Origin of the sequence: Paenibacillus sp. FSL H8-0259, assembly GCF_037963255.1 — a bacterium.
Classification (GTDB): Bacteria; Bacillota; Bacilli; order Paenibacillales; family Paenibacillaceae; genus Paenibacillus_AQ; species Paenibacillus_AQ phytohabitans.
Window position 1 is genome coordinate 6,830,630 of record NZ_CP150147.1, and the last position, 17,535, is coordinate 6,848,164.

Sequence of the window (17,535 nt, forward strand, 5' to 3'; positions counted from 1 at the left end):
TTCCAATTGCGGTGAATATTGCGACTTCCGCCGCTCAGTTCCCGGAACACCGGTTAGTTAGCTCTTAAGAGCGATATGTGTGATGATCCTGAGCGTGCTTCAGAAATAGAGCCATTACCCCAGCGGAGTGTTCACCAGCAGTCTTTTGATGGAACGGTTAGCTTCATGGAGCACAGTTTCCTTATCGACGGTCTTCAGCAGGCCTTTATGCATCAGGATTTGTCCGTCCACAATCGTCGTTTCCACATCCGCACGGGTGGCGGAATAGACAATCCGCGAGATCGGATCTACATCATAGGAAGGGAAGGTATGGAAATTGTACAGGTTGAGGATCGCCAGATCGGCTTTTTTGCCAACCTCGATGCTGCCGATTTGATCCTCCATGCCCACCGCCTTCGCACCGCCAATCGTTGCCATCCGGAACACACTTCTGGCGTCCATCGTGGTCGGCCCATGCTGCGGCTTCTGGATCACCGCCGCCAGACGCATTTCATTGAACATATCCAGGTTGTTGTTGCATGGAGCACCGTCCGCACCAAGGCTAAGATGGATATGATCATGGAGCATTCCCGGAGTATCGGCGATGCCGGAGGCCAGCTTCAGGTTGGAGCCCGGGCAATGGCTGACATGAACTCCGCGGTCCCGCAGAATCCGCTTCTCTTCCTCATCGAGCCAGACGCAGTGGGCCAGAATCAGGCGCTCATTCGCCAGCCCCAGATGATCCAGATACACCACGTTACGCATACCGGTCATCGCCTGCACAATCTCGATCTCCCCCAGATTCTCGGAAGCATGGGTGTGCACCTTGACCCCGTAGTGCTCCGAGAGGTTACGTACCTCTTTCAGCAGCGGCTCCGTGCAGGAAATGACAAAACGCGGGGAAAATGCATATTGAATCCGCCCGTTGCCATATCCATTCCACTTCTCCAGCAGATCTACGCTCTCCTGAAGAGAAGCTGCCGTATCCTCCTGCAGCGCCGCCGGTGCATCCGCATTCTTCTGATCCATCATCACCTTGCCGGATAGGGCACGGATGCCGCTTTTGGCGATTGCCTGGAAGGCAAAGTCTGTATGGTTCACCGTCTCCATATCCACTATGGTCGTTGTGCCGCTTGTAATTAACTCCCCAATGCCGAGCATAGCGGAATAATACAGCGACTCCTCATCATGCGCCGCCTCCAGCGGCCAGATCCGCTTGCGCAGCCAGTCCATCAGCTCCAGATCATCGCCTTTGCCGCGGAACAGTGTCTGGCACAGATGAATATGGGTCTGCACAAAGCCGGGAATTACCGTGCGGTTCTTGGCATCAAGTACCGTCTCATCCCCCTGCACCTCAAGCCCGCTGCCGATCTCTACAATCAGATTATCCTTGATGCGGATATCCCCGTATATAATCTCCTCTTGCTTGTTCATTGTAATAATCTCCGCATGCTTGATCAGGATGTTCGCCATAACCCATTCCCCCTTGTCCTTGTTGATGTCCAGCTGGCTTATAACACAAAAAGGCCACAAAAATATGCCTCAGCATATTTTCGTAGCCAGAAATTTACGGTTCCCGGTAGAGACCCTTAAACCAATTATTAAGGATATACGAAAAGGACTATTCAATTGCTTCTGAATAATCCCATCATAAAGTAAAGACAACTTTCCTGTCAACATAAGTTATAAATATTAACACGAAACTATTTTCAGCAGATAAAAATGGATTATCCGCTATTATCATCTTCAAGTATGTAATATAACATTACATAAACTATCCGGAAATCTCCGTCAGCACCTTCTCAAATACAGGAAAAGCCGCTACCCGGCCGGGAAAATGAATCTCGCCTCTCTGCACATAGCCAAGCGAGGGATAAATTTTGAGTACCCGTTCATTCTTGGCATAAGTATCCATCCGAATACTGCTATACCCGCTGTGACGGGCGTGCTCTTCAGCGAAAGCAATCAGCTGCCGGGCGATCCCTTTACCTTGGAACTCCGGATGAACCGCGAGCCGGTGCATGATCAGATGCGGCCCCTGCTGCTGTAACCATTCAATTGCCCCATATTGCTCCGCCTGATTCTCATCCAGCACAATAATACCGGCAATGGCTTCGTTGTCCAGACAGACAAATAATGTGCCTGTAGCAATATCCGCTGCAATGATCTCACGGTTCGGATAGCTCTCATCCCATTGATCGCTTCCGCCTGCCTGCATAACTTGTACACATTTGGCAATCAGATCCATAATCTCTCCGATTTCATTGCTCTGTGCTCTTCGTATCTCATTCCCAATCATGTATAGTCCCCGCTTTCCTACCTGGCATTCGAACCCGGTAAAGTTCTGTTAAGAAGTCTACCATATCCGGGCGAAAATTCCGATAGGCCGCCATTTCCAGTATCGTCCATAGGCTATAGAGGCGGCAGGAGAACTTGCCAACCTCTATAGCCGCTCATCTTCTAAGCCACAGCTGCTGCTCGCTCAGCCCAGCTCCAGCTTATGCCCGTCCTCGAAGCCCTTGGCGAAACCTGCGTCGAACCCCACGTTGTATGCTTCGGTGTAGCCCTGCTGAAAGGCGTCTCCCGGCGGCAGCTCCGGAGGGACGCCCAGATCCGGGGGGAGCGGGACTACCTGCGCTACCGGCGGCGCTTCGACTGCCGGAACAACCTGTACCGGCGGCTGAACCACATGCACCCTGCGGACAAGCCGGCGGCGGAGTCTTCTTTTCTTGCGCAGCAGCGGCGCTCTCTTGCCCGTCTTGCGGATCAGTCCTCTGCGCGTTTTGCGTCCAAGGCCTCTGCGCACCCTGGTCTTCCGTGACAGCAGCAGTGTGCGTCTGCGGCCCTTGCTGCCTGAGCGCAGCTTGCCAAGTCTCTTTCTCTTCATCTGTCTACTCCTCCTGTACTTCATCTACTTCTTGCAGCAGTACCCTCTGAGCAATCCTTGCTCAGCCATGGCGCAGCAGGAACTCCCTGTTTGGGCTCATGCAGTGAAATGCCGGATATCATCCGGCACATTGAACTTTGGTACCCGCTCAGAATCCTGATATTGTCGCTCAGCTTGCGGGCTGTCAGCTCCGATTGCCCCGTAACTTCGGCAATGCTCTCGAGGATGGCTGCGAGCGCAGCTTGACTGCGGGCGATCGAGCGGATCATCTCCAGCTTGACGGCATGTTCGGAGAGAAGCCCGCCGCTCATTTGCTATCGTCTCCGAAGCTGAATCCATCCCCGCCGTCTCCGCCGAAATCACCGCCGCCCTCATCTTCACCGCTGCCCAGTACTGCTTTCAGATTACTGTACAGCCCGTTCTCCAGCTTCGTCAGCCCCTCCACCATCTCTACGATCACTTCGTGGATGGAGAGTGATTCCTTCAGCTGGTCTTCATGGGAGTCGAATGCTCTAGCGTGGATATGATGATGGGTCCACTGCTTCACTTTTTCCGCTTCCACCGCTTTGGCCTCGAGGATCATCGCGATGTTCCACTGGATTACAGCGGTCGACTCCAGCATTTGCAGATAAGCCTTTTCTCTGCTCATCTTCCGCCTCCTTGCTCTGGTTACGCGCTACTCTTCTTCCTGACCGTTTAGTTCCTTGATCACTCTGCCTACTCCCTCTGCCATCGCTTCTTCAAGATCGGCAAGTGCATTCAAGTAAGCAATAATGTTCTTGTTAACCTGACCTGAGCTTTCTACCAGCCCACTGAATCCGCCGAAATCAGGGTCCGCATCCGGCAGATCGTGAACTATTTGCGACATACGGACGGCTACGTGGCGTTCGGCGTCGAGAATCCGAGCCATCTGTTCGTGCGTATGGGCCATGTGCTGCAGGACTTTTGTAATTTTACTCTGCACCTTCATGTCTCCTTTGCTCAAACGCCCTGCTACAGCATATGCGGCATCAGCCGTGACGGTGCCGGAGAAGCTCCGCAAGTTATGGAGGTCCGCGTGTCACAAGACAGCTAAGCGCAGCGGCTGCAAGTGCTGCGGCTGCTAAGTGGAAAAACGTCACTTAATTTATTCGAATGACCGGGAATCAGAGCAACAAGTGGAAAAAGGACAACTATTTCTATATTGGCCGGGCAAAAAAGTACATTAGTGAAGAATTAAATGCCTTTTTTCCACTTAGGGTGGATACAAAAGACAAAACGGGATTATTAAGTGGAGAAAATCCAACTGCTTCCGGGCGCGAAGGACTGAAGGGGCAGCAACGGAGGACTCGAGGGGACTGGCGGGGAACTCGTGGGGCATGGAGGGGAGACTGGCGCGGATAATGCCGAGGCTTACGGGAAGGTTACCAACTGGAGGATATTGACAAGCAGCTCAACAGCAGACTATGCTTGGCTGAAATCGGAGCTATATTATAGTTGTCCGGATCTATGTATCCGGAATGGAACTGGAGGTAATCTATGAAACTTACAGACAACCGTCTGAATCTGCGGCCCCTGACTGCAGCCGAGCTGGCACTGGCCTTGGACAATTACGCGGAGCTGGAGCAGTCGCTGGGCTTGAACGTAACCGCAGCCCCAACCCTGCTGGATGACGAAGAGATGCGTTATGCCATGCGTGTCAGGCACGCCAAGGTTCTCCAGGATGAGCAGAACTATCCGTGGCTGACCAATTGGGCCATTATTCATCGGGAGGAGCAGCGGATTATCGGCTTCCTGATCCTCAAAGGCGGGCCGAATGAACAAGGCGAGGTCATCCTTGGTTATGTCATCGATGAGAGGTACCGGGGGCAAGGCTACGCTACGGAAGCGGTGCGGCACATCACGGCCTGGATCTTCAATCATCCGGATGCACGCTGGGTCATCGCGGATACCGAGAAGGATAATACCGCCTCGCACCGCGTGCTGCAGTATCTGGATGCAGAGCTGTACCGGGAGACCGAAGACCTGCTCTGGTGGAGAATCGCCCGGCCCGCCATTAGCTTCGATGATGATACTGGTATTTTGCGGGGACCCCACAACATATAAATACTTATCTATTAAAAAAGCTGCCCCTCAGGGCAGCGTATCTCTCAGCTTTTCTCCGGCTTCGCGCAAGGACTGGAACGTTCCCGCATCACTCCACCAGCCCTTGAGCACATCATAACTAAGCTTGCGCTCTGCGGCATAAATATTGTTCACGTCGGTAATTTCCAGCTCCCCTCTCTTGGAAGGGGATACGCGGCGGATAATATCGAATACCGCTTCATCGTACATATAAATACCTGTAACACAGAATTTAGTCTTCGGATGCTCCGGCTTCTCTTCAATATAAGCAATCAGGGACGAATCCCCGCTGTCAAACACCGGAACCCCGTATCTCCGCGCATCATCGACCGGTTTCAGTAACACCTTCGCCGATCCCTGCGGCTGCTGCAGATAACTCTCCACATAAGGCTTCAGATCATCCATAAAAAGATTGTCACCAAGCAGCACAACAAACCGTTCCCCCGGCAAAATAAATCCTTCTGCCAGCTCGAGCGCTTCCGCGATGCCTCCTGCAGCTTCCTGGATTTTGTAAGTCAGGGATACACCGAATTCCGCGCCGCTGCCCAAAAAGTCGGTGTACTGTCCTGCGGACTGTTTGCTGATGACCAGGAGAATATCGGTTATACCCCCGGCGCAGCCGGTCAATGCCGTAACACACCATAGGATATTTGCCGACCGGAAGCAAATGTTTGTTCATAAGCCGGGTCAACGGGTAAAGCCTTGTTCCTGTTCCGCCCGCCAGTATGACTCCTTTCACTTACTTTCCTCCTCTTTATCTATGTCTTTAGCCTTTGGCCTGGCCCCTCAGATGAATTGTGCGGGATCTACATGCCATTTCTCCATAAATAATCTGCGGTTACGCTCCACCAGCTCCTGAAGTGAGGAAGAGTAGACTTCCCTGAAGCTGGCGCTGCCTTCATGATGCACCAGACAATCTCCCGCGATCAGCAGCCGGTATCCCTTCAGTCTGGCGCGGTAGCAGTAATCATCATCCTCGAAATGTCCCGGTGAAAAGCGTTCATCCAGCAGGCCGATGGTATCCATGAGCTCTCTTTTGAATAATAAGCACAGCCCTACAAGCCTTCTGGCCTCCAGCCGTTTCGCCGCATCCGGAGCATTCGCCAAACGGGCTTCAGCATGATAACCCGGAATATCCGTATACCCCGTCTCCACCTGCTGCCGTCCGCTGGCATAATTGGTCACCGGACCCACCATTCCGATATCCGGGGCGCTGTACAAAGCGCTCTTCAGATTCGCCAGCCAGCCCTGCGACACAATAACATCATTGTTCAGCAGCAAAAGCTCATCTCCCGCAGCCAGCTGCAGCCCCAGATTGCAGGCCAGCGGAAAACCGCGGTTCTCCGGAAGGGAAACAAAGGTCAGCTTATTCGCGCGGCAGTAAGCATCCGTTTCGTCACTTGAAGCATTGTCGACCACAATAATTTCATAGGGTGAATCCGTATACGCCCTGATTGATTCAACACAGGAACGCAGCAGGCCGAGCCTGTTATACGTCGGAATAATAATGCTGGTCAGTGTCATAGGGCATTCCTCCACGCTGCCATCTGCCGGCGCTGCTCCTGCAGATGGCTCTCGGACAGCCGCCCGCTTGCCTGCTGCTCTCCAAGAACCTGGGCCAGCGCCTCGGCATGATCACCGGCGATCAGCTGTTCCATCGCATTTCCGGCCCCTGTGTTGCTCTGGCGCAGCCGGTTATGCTTGATCACATTCACCGTGCCTGCCTTCTCCACCCGCAGCTGCCGAATAATCGAGAGCGCATGCGCTTTCGGAGGCACCATAAGCTCACGGTAGCCGATCCGCTCCAGCGCCTTCCTTGACAAGGCATGGGGAACAGCTGTCATCGAGCTGACGCCCAGATCACTCCGCCCCAGTACGGCATTCAGATACATTTTGCAGCGGGTGACCGCATCACTGAGGGCAAAGGGGGGCAGCAGATGATCAAGATCATTCAAGGCTACATCAACACCGCCATCCACCGCCTCCGCAAAAAGAGACATTTGCCGGGCGGGAATCACCATATCCCCGTCCAGGAACAGCAGAATATCCCCCCGGCTGAGCTTGGCGCCAAGCGACCGTCCCACATCATGTCCGGCAGATTCCGGAATATGCACAATTGTCGCCTGTGGGCATAGCCGGGTACGCTGGAAGCTGCGGTCGCTGCAGCCGTTAAGCACGACAATAATCTCCAGCGGCTTGAGCCGGGTTACCTGATCAAGCAGCTTCAACAAGGTCTGCTCCTCATTCCTGGCCGAGATAACCACGGACAATGAACCGTACAGAGCCGGCAGCTGCCGTCCTGCTCCGCTGCCGGCAGCATTGCCGGCGGCAGAAGCCCCGCTGCCGCGCGGCGGGAAACCGCTTTGCCTGCCGCCTGCCGCCGGACAGCTGCAGCTTTGGCGGCGCTGCTCCGGCGGGGCGCAGCGGCGGCTGGTTTGGCCGCCTTGCTCCGGGAGGCGGAGCTGCCCGGCCGGGTACGCCGGGCAGAAGCCCTGCTTCTGCCCGATGCTTTTGCACGGGAAGATACGTGAACCTCCTGCCGGTGTCCGGATGAAGGCTCCGGTGCTGCTGTCATCTCACCATCCCCCTTCGCCGGTTGCCGTCAATGAAGCCCGCTCTTTCGCCTCTGCGCTGAAGGACCAGACCTGCCGCATCCAGATGATCCGTGAGAATAATCTCACGCAAGGGATCTGTTCCCGCCTGCTTGGGCCGTACGGCATTCAGCCTGCCGACCGGCACCTTATGCACAGCCTTCACCTGCAGGCCCTCAAGCACCGCCTGCGCGTGCGCCAGAGGCGGCCGTGATAACAGGCCGCTCCCCAGAGAGGCAAGAGCTCTGCGGCTGAGTGCATGAGGCACCGCCGTCAGCGAACAGCCCTTCAGATCCGGACGGCCAAGCATAATGTTGAGCACATGCTTGGAGAGCACCACCGGATGCGGGAATTCCTGACGGACCGGACCGGAGTAATCATTCAGAGCCACATCTGTTCCATGACTGACCGCGGCCACAAAGGGACGCAGCTGTGAAGCGGTAAGCACAAAATCCCCGTCAATGAAAAGCAGGACCTCTCCTTTGGCCGCCTCTGCTCCAACACTGCGGCCCACATCATGACCGAGCGGCTGCTCGAAGTGAATGACATGTGCTCCCAGTGACAATGCAATCTTTGCCGTATTGTCGGCAGAACCGTTAACCACAACAATAACCTCACAGCGGGGATGGACTTCCCTGGCTCCGGCAATCACCTTGCCAATCGTTCCGGCTTCATTCATAGCCGGAATGATCACCGACACATAGGGAGCGGGGTGGTTGGCCGCAGGGAGCGGCACGGCAGGGCGCGCCGGCCGGGAAATCCGCCGTTTGGGTTGCAAAGCCCGCCGCCCCGTGCGGCGGGCAGATGTACGTATGTGCTTCAAGCTCATCCACCTTCCTTGCAGGGCATGGTCTCCGGGCTGAGGGTTACATCACAGTCTATGTAATCCGCTGTCCCGGGTAACGGCAAGTGTCTCCCTTCTTGCAGAAATTTGGACAAATGCCCTCCCGCTGCCGCAGTCCGGTTGAACCCGGATTTTGCCGCCCTTATCAACACAAAGAGCGCAGCCGGCGGCTGCGCTCTTTGTGGTTCATCTTCCTGCTCTAATCAAACACCCGATGATCTGCAGCCGGCTTCACCAGAGGCGAACCGAGGGCGATCCAGGACAGCACTCCATAGAAGTGAGGAGTTTCGCGCAGGCGCACTACTTCAATCGTCGCGTCCCCGCCCGATCTGTTCTTCAGCGAAGCATGAAAATATGGCTGGTTGGTCATGGCGACCAGCACATAGCCGGTATGGCCGAAGCTCTCATCAAAAGATACAGTTACCTCAACACTCTGCGCGTCTCCATTAAACATGAAGGCTGTCATGCCGAACTGCTGCAGAACCTCCCGGTTCCCGGCACTCTGTACCGGACTGAACGACAGATGCTCGGGATTAACCGTTCCGGGCGCCAGATGGTCTCCGGTCACTGCACCTTGAGCAATATGATAGCTCTGCACGCTGTCTTCTTCCAGATGGCGGGATTGAATGGCAAATGAAGTGATTTTGGAAGCATCCACCGCTTCGTCCTGAAGCTCTGCACTCCCTACCGAACCTTCGGTCAGATGTTGGGTTCCGATGCTGCCAAGAGCAAGCTTCTCGCCGGTAATGCTGCCGTCCGTCAGCTGCCCTGCACCGCGCGTTTCCTCTGTAAGCTGCTCAAGCTTCTTCACAATGCCGCTGCTCAAATGACGCTCTTCCAGTGCGCCGTCTGCCAGATGCTCTCCTTGGATGCTCTGCCCTTGCAGATGCTGGGCACTTACTGCGCCTGCCGCCAGCTTGCTGCCAGTGATGCTTCCGTCTGCCAGCAACTCGGAGGTCAGCGTATCCTCGGCCAGATGGTCCAGACTGATGCTGCCGGTGCGGATATGGCGGCCGTCTACCGCGCCCGGGGCCATATGGCCCCCGAATATGCTGCCCGGAGCCAGATGATAGGAACCCACTGCGCCTGCCGCCAGCTTGCTGCCGGTGATGCTGCCGTCTGCTATCTGTCCTGCATTACGCGTTTCCGCTGCGAGATGGTCCAGCTTCTTCACAAGGCCGCTGCCCAAATGACGCTCTTCCAGTGCGCCGTCTGTCAGATGTCCGCTCCGGATGCTCTGCTCCTGCAGATGCTGGGCACTTACTGCGCCTAGCCCCAGCTTGCTGCCGGTGATACTGCCGTCTGCTATCTGCCCTGCATTGCGCGTTTCCGCTGCGAGAAGCTCCAGCTTCGTCACAATACCGCTGCTCAAATGACGCTCTTCCAGCGCACCGTCTGTCAGATGTCCGCTCTGGATGCTCTGCTCCTGCAAATGTTGGGCACTTACAGCGCCTACCGCCAGCTTGCTTCCGGTGATGCTGCCGTCTGCTATCTGCCCTGCATTGCGAGTCTCCGCTGCGAGATGCTCCAGCTTCGTCACAATACCGCTGCTCAAATGACGCTCTTCCAATGCGCCGTCTGCCAGATGCTCTCCTTGGATGCTCTGCCCTTGCAGATGCTGAGCACCCACTGCACCTTCCGCCAGCTTGCTTCCGGTGATGCTGCCGTCTGCTATCTGCCCTGCATTGCGAGTCTCCGCTGCGAGAAGCTCCAGCTTCGTCACAATACCGCTGCTCAAATGACGCTCTTCCAATGCGCCGTCTGCCAGATGCTCTCCTTGGATGCTCTGCCCTTGCAGATGCTGAGCACCCACTGCACCTTCCGCCAGCTTGCTTCCGGTGATGCTGCCATCTGCCAGCAGCTCTGAGCTCAGCGTATCTTCAGCCAGATGCTCACGTTTGATGCTGCCCCCGCGCAGATGGCAGCTGTCCACTGCTTCCGGTGCCAGGTGACCGCCATAGACGCTGCCGGAAGCCAGATGAACAGAGCCTACTGCACCAGCCGCCAGCTTGCTTCCTCTGATACTGCCGTCCGGCAGCAGCTCAGAGCTGCGGACTTCCTGCGCCAGATGTTCCAGCAGGATGCTGCCGGAGGCCAAGTGATGCCCTTCCAGCGACCCTTCCGCGACATGCTCTCCGTGGACGCTCTGCGGCTTCAGATGCTGCGGCCCCACTGCCTCTGCCGCCAGCTTGCTGCTTCCAATACTGCCGTCAGGCAACAGCTCAGCACTTCGTACTTCGTCTGCCAGATGCTCAAGCTTAATGATACCCGAACTTAAATGCCGCTCCTCAAGCGATTCATCCGCAAGATGCTCGCCGTGGATGCTCTCCAGCTGCAGATGCTGTGAATGTACAGCTCCTGTGGCCAGCTTGCTTTCGTCAACGCTGCCATCCGGCAGCAGCTCGGCGCTCAGCGTCTCGGAAGCCAGATGTGCAAGCTGGATGCTGCCGGTGCGGATATGGCGGCTGTCCACAGCATCTGGAGCCAGATGACCGCCATAGATGCTGCCCGCAGCCAGATGGAAGGAGCCTACCGCACCTGCCGCCAGCTTGCTTCCGCCAATACTGCCGTCCGGCAGCAGCTCCGCACTCCGGGTTTCATCTGCCAGATGCTCAAGCTTGATCAGGCCGGAATGCAAATGCCGTTCCTGCAGTATACCGTCAACCAGATGCTCGCCATAGATGCTCTCCTGCTGCAGATTCAGCGAGCTTACCGCACCTGCGGCCAGCTTCTCGCTGCTAATGCTGCCATCCGGCAGCAGATCTGAGGTCAGTGTATCCTGGGACAGATGTGCCAGCTGGATGCTGCCGGGCCGGATATGACGGCTGTCTACGGCACCCGCAGCCAGATGGCCGCTGTAGACGCTGCCTGCCGCCAGATGAAAAGCGCCTACAGCGCCTGCTCCCAGCTTGCTGCCTACGATGCTGCCATCCGGCAGGAGATCTGCACTGCGCGCTTCTTTCGCCAGATGCGCCAGCGTAATCTCACCTTCACGGATGTGCTGCCCTTCTACGGCTTCCGGCGTCAAATGGATAGTCTGCACACTGTCCGGGGCCAGATGGACGGATTCCACAGCCCCCGGGGCCAGCTTCTCCCCGCTGATGCTGCCGTCCGGCAGAAGCTCCCCGCTGCGGACTTCTGCCGCCAGATGAGCCAGGCTGATGCTGCCGCCAGCTATATGCTGTCCTTCTACCGAGGATTCAGCCAAGTGGCTGCCAGCTACAATTCCGGCTGCGAGATGGCGGGAGGCTACAGCACCCTCCGCCAGCTTGGCGGCACCGATGCTGCCATCCTGAATCTGGATAGAGGATACAGAGCTAGGAATGATATGTCCGTTACCGACCGACATCGGACGGATATGCGCTCCGCCCACACTTCCCGGCGCGAGATGTCTGCCCTGCACCGATGTATCGCTGATGGAATCCGGTCCAACGGCACCTGCTGCTAAATGTTCGCTCTGCACGGCTAAAGCTGCCAGCTTTGAAGCACTCACACTGCCGTCAGCCAGCTTGATCGAGGTAACCGATAAATCGCCAAGTTTGTCTGTTGAGACACTCTCCGGCGATAATTTCAATGAAGTTACAGCATGGTCGGCCAAATGATGCGGCTGTACAATACTGGCAGCGAGGTGCGCCTCCTTCACTGCTCCGGAAGCCAGCTTATCTCCCGATACCGAACCGGACTGCAGGGCGGATGAAGTTACACTATTTTCCCCGAGATGCCTGCGCTCTACAGCTCCCGGAGCCAGATGTTCAGCGTCAACCGCTTCCTCCTGCAGCACGCGGCTGCTGATGCTGCCATCGGCCAGGTGCTTCTCTTCAACGGCACAGACGGCGATATGTTCTCCACTTACCGCTTCCCTGGCGAGGGCATTTCCGCCAACCGCACCGGTGGCCAGCTTGGCGGAAATGACACTCCCGTCCGCCAGCTTGGTTGAGCTGACACTCTGGGGACTAAGATGTTCTCCCGTAACAGAGTCATACGCCAGCTGCTCTTCCGTAACGGCCCCGGGAGCCAAATGCCCGGCAAGAACGGCATGCTGCTGGAGCTGCGCAGATCCGACAGATTCTATAGCCAGGTGGGAATTGTCTACGGCTTCGCGCTGCAGATGGGCCGAGGTGATGGCCTGCAGGGCAATTTGCGGTCCGCGTACTGCGGATTTGGCGATATGGCGTGTAGTTACCGCTTCATCAGCCAGCTTATGCGGCAGGATGCTCTGGTCCGCGATCTTGGAGGAAGTCACCGCCTGCTCGATCAGCTGTGTTGTACCCACTGCACCCTCTGCCAGCTTCACGAATGAAATACTGCGGTCCGCCAGATGCCGGCTGCCAATTTCCCCGTCAGCGATATGCTCCGCATTTACGCTCTCCGGGCTTAAGTGCTGGCTGCGGACAGCCTTCTCCTTGATCTGCCGTGATCCGACTGCTGCGTCCGCGAGATGCCCGCCGTCAATGATGCCCGCCTGAAGCTGCTCTTTCCCGATCAGCCGGGTAGCCAGCTGCTCCCGTCCAATTGCGCCAGGAGCCAGATGCTTCGATGTAATGACGCCTTCACCTACGTGGCGGCCTTCAATCACCGCGTCGCCCAGCTTGACGCCGCTGATCTCTCCATCGGCGATTTTGTCACCGGATATGGCTTCATCTGCCAATTTCGAGCGGTCAATACTGCCGTTGCCGATGTGGCGGCTGACAATACTGCTGCTGAGAATTTTCTCTCCGGTAACCGCACCGTCATCCAGCAGCTCCGCCGTGATGATGAACTCGCTGAGATGCCGGCTGCTGATGGCTCCGTCGGCAATCTGCCCTCCGCCAATAATCCGGTCAGCCAGCTTCTCCGGACCGATGCTGCCATTCTTCAGCTTTTCTCCGCCAATGGAATGATCCAGCAGCTTCCCTCCGCTGATACTGCCTTCCGCCAGATGCTCGCCGGCAATGGATTCCGGAGCAATCTTAGAGGAAGTAATCGCCTTGTCCGCGATGTTGATGTTCTGCACGGCATAGTCCTGCAGCCATGGCGTACCAATGATGCCGAACTTCAGCTTGGACCCGTCAATCGTGCGCGGAGCAATCTTGGCACCGGTGACTGCCGCATCAGACAGATCATCGGTGTAGACGGGCTGCAGGCGCTCTTTTTCCACAGTTACAATGACGGCCGGCTCAATTAAAGAATCATCATCTTCATGCTGCTGCTCCTGTTGCTCTTCCACTGCGGTTTCCTGCAAGGCCTCTTGTTCTAGCAAAGTCTGCTGGACCGCCTCCGGCGCCTCCAGGATTTCCACCCCGCTGACCTGCAGCGTCCGGTCCACTGTATCCACCGCTTCTACGGCGGCAGATTCTTTCACTTCTTGTATTTTGGGACTGCTTTTCAACATACTAAGTTCAGTCTTATTGGGATCATCTACATAATAGAGCGGTTTTTTTGAACTGCGATGCTGATTTCTTTTGGAACTCTTCACAAGCAGTCTCCTCCTTCCATCTGTTGTTTCTCCTAGGCATCATATGCAGTAGTATGGGCTGATGACACCATTCCTCCGGCTAAGCTTTGTTAAGAAAAGGGTGTAGTGTTCAAAAGAATTTCATTCCCGCCTCTCAAAAAAGGGCATCTGCCGCCGCGCATCCGTCCAACCCTGACGGGCACGTACACACATACAATGACAGGAGACGAAAAATCAGCCGGGAAGCTACTTCAAGATAACGGGAGGAACGAACATGGGGCAAAAGCTCGTTGGGATACTGCTAAATGCCGCTGTGCACGGGGGCGTTCCCCGGTTAAAAACCGGACAGGAATCTCTGGCCAACTACGAGGAGGCCGCCGCCGCATACGGATTAACCCCTTGCTTTCTGAAGCTGTCCGGCATCGATACGCAGACCGGCTTCAGCAGGGCATATATAAAGGGTCCGCACGGATACCGGAGTCAAGTCATCCCGACGCCGGAGGTCATCCATAACCGGGCGATCTATGACCCGGGCAGCAGCGGCGTCCAGCGGCTGCTCCGGCAGGGTATTCAGGTATACAATACATGCAACCGCTACGGCAAGGATCAGATTCACGGCCTGCTGGAGCAAAACCAGGAACTGCAGACGGTTCTGCCAGTCACATCCGCCGGAATGTCCGGCCTGAAGGAAATGATGGAGAGATATCCGGATCTCATTCTCAAGCCTTGCCGGGGAAGTGTAGGCAACGGGGTTATGCGTCTTACAAGGATCAGCGGGGCCGGGCGGTGGAAATGGAGCTACTCTCCTAACGGCTCAAGACGCTGGTACAGTGTGCCGGTGAATCAGGGCGCCATCCCCCGGGCACTCCGCGCCAGACTCTCTTCGGTACCGTACCTGGTGCAGGAGCGGATACCACTGGCTGAGATAAACGGCCGCCCCTTTGATCTGCGCATTACTGTACAGCGCGGCTGGGGCGGAGACTGGCAGGTAACCGGCATGTTCGCCAAGCTGGCGCCACCGGGCGGCTTCGTGTCCAACATCGCCCGGGGGGGCGAAGCGCTGAGTTCATCCTTCGCTCTGGAGAAGGCTTTCCCCGGCGAAGCGGCCTCGCGGATCCGCATGTCTGTCCTCTCCCTCAGTCTCGCCATTGCCCGTGAGCTGGAGCAGAGCCTCCCAGGCCTTGCCGATATCGGTCTGGACATCGGCGTTACGGGGAGCGGACGCTTATATTTCATCGAATGCAACGGGCGCGACCAGCGTTACGGCTTCAAGAAAGCCGGGCTCGGCCTCATCTGGAAAGAAAGCTACCGCCGCCCAATGGGCTATGCCAGATATCTGTATGAAGAGGCTGCACGGCATAACTCTTATTGATTTGTCTTCTATTCTATGTCAATATAATGCAGAGCGGGTGAGGTCCTTGGCTACCGGGACCTTGCTGCTGCATGATGGAAGGGAGATGGGCATGGTTAAACAATTGCTGCGGCTGATGACCGAGCTATCCTCACACAGATGGCTTTCCCGGGTAATGGGCGCTTTTTCCCATAGCAGACTCAGCCGCTTTATGATTCCGGTATTTATTCGTTCCTATCATATTCCTGCCGCCGAGGCGGAGAAGACTGCCGGAGAATACCGTACACTTAATGAATTCTTCAGCAGACGCCTGAAGCCGGGAATGCGGCCGGTGGCAAGCGGTGAACAGGCTGTGGCAAGTCCTGTGGATGCCATGATTACGGCAATGGGCGACATTAACTGCGGAACAATAATGAATGTGAAGGGTCAGGATTATACGCTGGAGGATTTGCTTAATCATTCACCACACCTCGAATTGTATAAAAAAGGCTATTATTTCGTCCTCTACCTGAGCCCCACCGATTATCACCGGATTCATTCCCCGTTAACCGGACAGCTGCGGGAGAGCGATTATATCCGCGGGCGGGCTTATCCCGTGAATGATTTCGGCATGCGGCATATGAAGAGTGTCCTGAGCCGCAACGAACGGCTGATTACTTATATAGCCGGCAGCTATGGCGAAACCGCCGTGGTCAAGGTAGGCGCAATGAATGTGAGCAGTATCCGCTACACTGATGAATCCGCTACTGAATGGCAAATAGGCGACGATCTGGCCTATTTCGAGTTCGGCTCTACCGTAGTTCTTCTGCTGGAGAGCGGCACCTTCACCCCGCGCCACGGGCTTACCGTGGACACGAAGGTGAAGATGGGCGAGCTGCTGGGTGAGATGCAGCGGGCTACTTAGCTGCCGGGCAGAGTCCGGCTTGAATGAAACAGCTAAGATGAAACCAAGTAGAGCTTTCTGAACAGACAAAGCCCCGCCCAAGGACACGTGAGTGTATCTTGGGCGAGGCTTTGTTATTGCTGAAGAAGCGCTTCGCAAAAGTCCGGACCGTTTACTTCTGCTATAATTTTACCGTATAAAGGTGTTCCTTACCTGCTTCGCTCTCTGAGCATCAGTATACCCGGCTTACCTTCGGCTCATCTACCCAATCGCTGGCGCATTGTACTCGGTTTTTCGCATACATTCGCCTCGTTTGCCCTGTCTTTGGTGCAATGTATTCGGTTTTTCGCATCCATTCGGCGCGTCTACCCTATCTTTGGTGCATTGTATTCGGTTTTTCGCTTACATTCGGCTCGTCTGCCCTATCGTTGGTGCATTGTACTCGGTTTTTCGCATACAATCCCTCGCCTAGCCCATTTCCAGCGTAATCAAAGGGATTTATCCCTCTAATTCCCTCGCCTAGCCCATTTCCAGCGTAATCAAAGGGATTTATCCCTCTAATTACCCGAGTTACTCCGTAACCTTACTCTGATTAGCCACCTCGCGCGCTTTCTCCTGTACCTCTTCCGGCTCGCCGAGATAGAAGCGGCTGATCGGCTTCACATCATCATCCAGCTTGTAGACCAGCGGGACGCCGGTTGGAATATTGAGATCCAGCAGCGCCGTCTCATCAATATCCTCCATGTATTTGATCAGGGCCCGCAGCGTATTGCCATGCGCCGAGATCAGGACGCGTTCCTTCTTGCGGATCAGCGGCACAATCCGGTTGCCCCAGAAATCGCCAACCCGGTGCACGGTATCCTCCAGGCTCTCGCCGCGCGGAATATCGCCGGGACGCACTTCCTTGTAGCGGATATCATTTCTGGCATAACGCGGATCATCCGGCTCCAGCATCGGAGGCCGGACCGAGAGGCTGCGCCGCCAGATATGGAGCTGCTCCTCGCCGTATTTCAGTGCGGTTTCACTTTTGCTGAGGCCCTGCAGCGCTCCGTAATGGCGCTCATTCAGCTTCCACGATTTCTGCACGGGAATCCACAGCAGATCCATCTCATCCAGCACATAGTTTAGTGTCTTAATTGAACGCTTCAGCACCGAGGCGAAGGCAAGATCGAACGTGTATCCCGCATCCTTCAGCAGCTTGCCTGCTTTCTTCGCCTCTTCCACACCCTTCTCCGTCAGATCGGGATCACTCCAGCCCGTAAACAGGTTCTGCCGGTTGTATTCACTCTCTCCATGCCGTATCAGTACTATTTCGTACATAAGTTCTCTCCTTCTCCCGTGTGTTTATTCAGCTGCTCTTAGCGGCAGCTTCTCAGTTCTTATGCGGATCATTCTTATATTCTGTCACAGACAGGTGCTCTCTTCAACTTTACGTCCCCGGCTTCCCAGCAGCCATTGTAATA

15 protein-coding genes, 1 pseudogene and 1 riboswitch are annotated in these 17,535 nt (G+C 55.8%); of the genes and pseudogenes, 3 read left to right on the forward strand and 13 right to left on the reverse strand.

Annotated elements, in window-relative coordinates; all coding sequences use genetic code 11:
• Nucleotides 1-114: 114 nt before the first annotated feature.
• The 6 genes from NSU01_RS29195 to NSU01_RS29220 all read right to left on the reverse strand — a co-directional run bounded on the left by NSU01_RS29195 (nt 115) and on the right by NSU01_RS29220 (nt 3,908).
• Nucleotides 115-1,452: a 5'-deoxyadenosine deaminase gene (locus tag NSU01_RS29195; RefSeq protein WP_042139764.1), complete on the reverse strand. Its 1,338-nt coding sequence runs from the start codon at nt 1,450-1,452 to the stop codon at nt 115-117.
• Nucleotides 1,453-1,515: 63 nt separating this feature from the next.
• Nucleotides 1,516-1,614: riboswitch (purine riboswitch) on the reverse strand.
• 139 nt (nt 1,615-1,753) lie between these two features.
• Nucleotides 1,754-2,278 (reverse strand): GNAT family N-acetyltransferase, encoded by a 525-nt coding sequence (locus NSU01_RS29200; protein ID WP_076247533.1) that lies wholly within the window; start codon nt 2,276-2,278, stop codon nt 1,754-1,756.
• 183 nt (nt 2,279-2,461) lie between these two features.
• A complete protein-coding gene (locus NSU01_RS29205; RefSeq protein ID WP_216626658.1) occupies nt 2,462-2,866 on the reverse strand; it encodes a hypothetical protein in 405 nt (134 codons plus the stop codon).
• 20 nt (nt 2,867-2,886) lie between these two features.
• The gene (locus NSU01_RS29210; protein ID WP_042139766.1) at nt 2,887-3,177 is read right to left on the reverse strand and encodes a hypothetical protein; all 291 of its coding nucleotides are present in this window, start codon (nt 3,175-3,177) and stop codon (nt 2,887-2,889) included.
• Entirely contained in the window at nt 3,174-3,515 is a 342-nt protein-coding gene (locus NSU01_RS29215; protein WP_039306867.1) for a hypothetical protein, read from the reverse strand. The genes NSU01_RS29210 and NSU01_RS29215 overlap by 4 nt, the downstream gene beginning before the upstream one ends.
• Nucleotides 3,516-3,542: 27 nt before the next feature.
• A complete protein-coding gene (locus NSU01_RS29220) occupies nt 3,543-3,908 on the reverse strand; it encodes a nucleoside-diphosphate sugar epimerase (RefSeq protein WP_339302371.1) in 366 nt (121 codons plus the stop codon).
• 476 nt (nt 3,909-4,384) lie between these two features.
• On the opposite strand from NSU01_RS29220, the gene NSU01_RS29225 reads away from it, so the two are divergent.
• Nucleotides 4,385-4,951 carry a GNAT family N-acetyltransferase gene (locus tag NSU01_RS29225; protein WP_076247532.1) on the forward strand — a complete coding sequence of 189 codons (567 nt, stop codon included), beginning with the start codon at nt 4,385-4,387 and terminating at the stop codon, nt 4,949-4,951.
• A 27-nt stretch (nt 4,952-4,978) separates the two neighbouring features.
• Here the strand turns inward: NSU01_RS29225 and NSU01_RS29230 are convergent.
• From NSU01_RS29230 to NSU01_RS29255, 6 genes and pseudogenes are all read right to left on the reverse strand, one after another.
• A pseudogene (locus NSU01_RS29230) lies at nt 4,979-5,708 on the reverse strand (sugar phosphate nucleotidyltransferase).
• Between the two features lie 47 nt (nt 5,709-5,755).
• Nucleotides 5,756-6,493, reverse strand: coding sequence for a glycosyltransferase family 2 protein (locus NSU01_RS29235; RefSeq protein WP_042139771.1), 738 nt, complete (start codon nt 6,491-6,493; stop codon nt 5,756-5,758).
• The gene (locus tag NSU01_RS29240) at nt 6,490-7,197 is read right to left on the reverse strand and encodes a glycosyltransferase family A protein (protein WP_339302372.1); all 708 of its coding nucleotides are present in this window, start codon (nt 7,195-7,197) and stop codon (nt 6,490-6,492) included. The genes NSU01_RS29235 and NSU01_RS29240 overlap by 4 nt, the downstream gene beginning before the upstream one ends.
• On the reverse strand, nt 7,194-7,544 hold the full coding sequence (locus NSU01_RS29245; RefSeq protein WP_339302373.1) for a hypothetical protein: 351 nt from the start codon (nt 7,542-7,544) through the stop codon (nt 7,194-7,196). Before NSU01_RS29245 ends, NSU01_RS29240 begins: the two co-directional genes overlap by 4 nt.
• Nucleotides 7,541-8,389 carry a glycosyltransferase family 2 protein gene (locus tag NSU01_RS29250; protein WP_042139772.1) on the reverse strand — a complete coding sequence of 283 codons (849 nt, stop codon included), beginning with the start codon at nt 8,387-8,389 and terminating at the stop codon, nt 7,541-7,543. The genes NSU01_RS29245 and NSU01_RS29250 overlap by 4 nt, the downstream gene beginning before the upstream one ends.
• Nucleotides 8,390-8,603: 214 nt before the next feature.
• Complete coding sequence (locus tag NSU01_RS29255) at nt 8,604-13,859, reverse strand: WIAG-tail domain (RefSeq protein ID WP_339302374.1); 5,256 nt, start codon at nt 13,857-13,859, stop codon at nt 8,604-8,606.
• Between the two features lie 253 nt (nt 13,860-14,112).
• Here NSU01_RS29255 and NSU01_RS29260 point away from each other — a divergent pair, with 253 nt between their 5' ends.
• Together NSU01_RS29260 and asd are read left to right on the forward strand one after the other, a co-directional pair.
• Nucleotides 14,113-15,210: a YheC/YheD family protein gene (locus tag NSU01_RS29260; protein ID WP_076247526.1), complete on the forward strand. Its 1,098-nt coding sequence runs from the start codon at nt 14,113-14,115 to the stop codon at nt 15,208-15,210.
• A gap of 91 nt (nt 15,211-15,301) precedes the next feature.
• Nucleotides 15,302-16,093, forward strand: coding sequence for an archaetidylserine decarboxylase (gene asd / locus NSU01_RS29265; RefSeq protein WP_042141610.1), 792 nt, complete (start codon nt 15,302-15,304; stop codon nt 16,091-16,093).
• A gap of 549 nt (nt 16,094-16,642) precedes the next feature.
• On the opposite strand, the gene gpmA is transcribed toward asd, so the two are convergent.
• Nucleotides 16,643-17,392 carry a 2,3-diphosphoglycerate-dependent phosphoglycerate mutase gene (gpmA, locus tag NSU01_RS29270; RefSeq protein ID WP_042139774.1) on the reverse strand — a complete coding sequence of 250 codons (750 nt, stop codon included), beginning with the start codon at nt 17,390-17,392 and terminating at the stop codon, nt 16,643-16,645.
• Nucleotides 17,393-17,535: the final 143 nt, after the last annotated feature.

Excerpts from the sequence above, each read along its gene's own strand:
- NSU01_RS29225 (WP_076247532.1), top strand. The coding sequence starts at position 4,385 with ATGAAACTTACAGACAACCGTCTGAATCTGCGGCCCCTGACTGCAGCC.
- asd (WP_042141610.1), top strand. The coding sequence starts at position 15,302 with ATGGTTAAACAATTGCTGCGGCTGATGACCGAGCTATCCTCACACAGA.
- gpmA (WP_042139774.1), bottom strand. The coding sequence starts at position 17,392 with ATGTACGAAATAGTACTGATACGGCATGGAGAGAGTGAATACAACCGG.
- NSU01_RS29205 (WP_216626658.1), bottom strand. The coding sequence starts at position 2,866 with ATGAAGAGAAAGAGACTTGGCAAGCTGCGCTCAGGCAGCAAGGGCCGC.
- NSU01_RS29250 (WP_042139772.1), bottom strand. The coding sequence starts at position 8,389 with ATGAGCTTGAAGCACATACGTACATCTGCCCGCCGCACGGGGCGGCGG.
- NSU01_RS29235 (WP_042139771.1), bottom strand. The coding sequence starts at position 6,493 with ATGACACTGACCAGCATTATTATTCCGACGTATAACAGGCTCGGCCTG.
- NSU01_RS29260 (WP_076247526.1), top strand. The coding sequence starts at position 14,113 with ATGGGGCAAAAGCTCGTTGGGATACTGCTAAATGCCGCTGTGCACGGG.
- NSU01_RS29200 (WP_076247533.1), bottom strand. The coding sequence starts at position 2,278 with ATGATTGGGAATGAGATACGAAGAGCACAGAGCAATGAAATCGGAGAG.
- NSU01_RS29245 (WP_339302373.1), bottom strand. The coding sequence starts at position 7,544 with ATGACAGCAGCACCGGAGCCTTCATCCGGACACCGGCAGGAGGTTCAC.
- NSU01_RS29215 (WP_039306867.1), bottom strand. The coding sequence starts at position 3,515 with ATGAGCAGAGAAAAGGCTTATCTGCAAATGCTGGAGTCGACCGCTGTA.
- NSU01_RS29210 (WP_042139766.1), bottom strand. The coding sequence starts at position 3,177 with ATGAGCGGCGGGCTTCTCTCCGAACATGCCGTCAAGCTGGAGATGATC.
- NSU01_RS29195 (WP_042139764.1), bottom strand. The coding sequence starts at position 1,452 with ATGGCGAACATCCTGATCAAGCATGCGGAGATTATTACAATGAACAAG.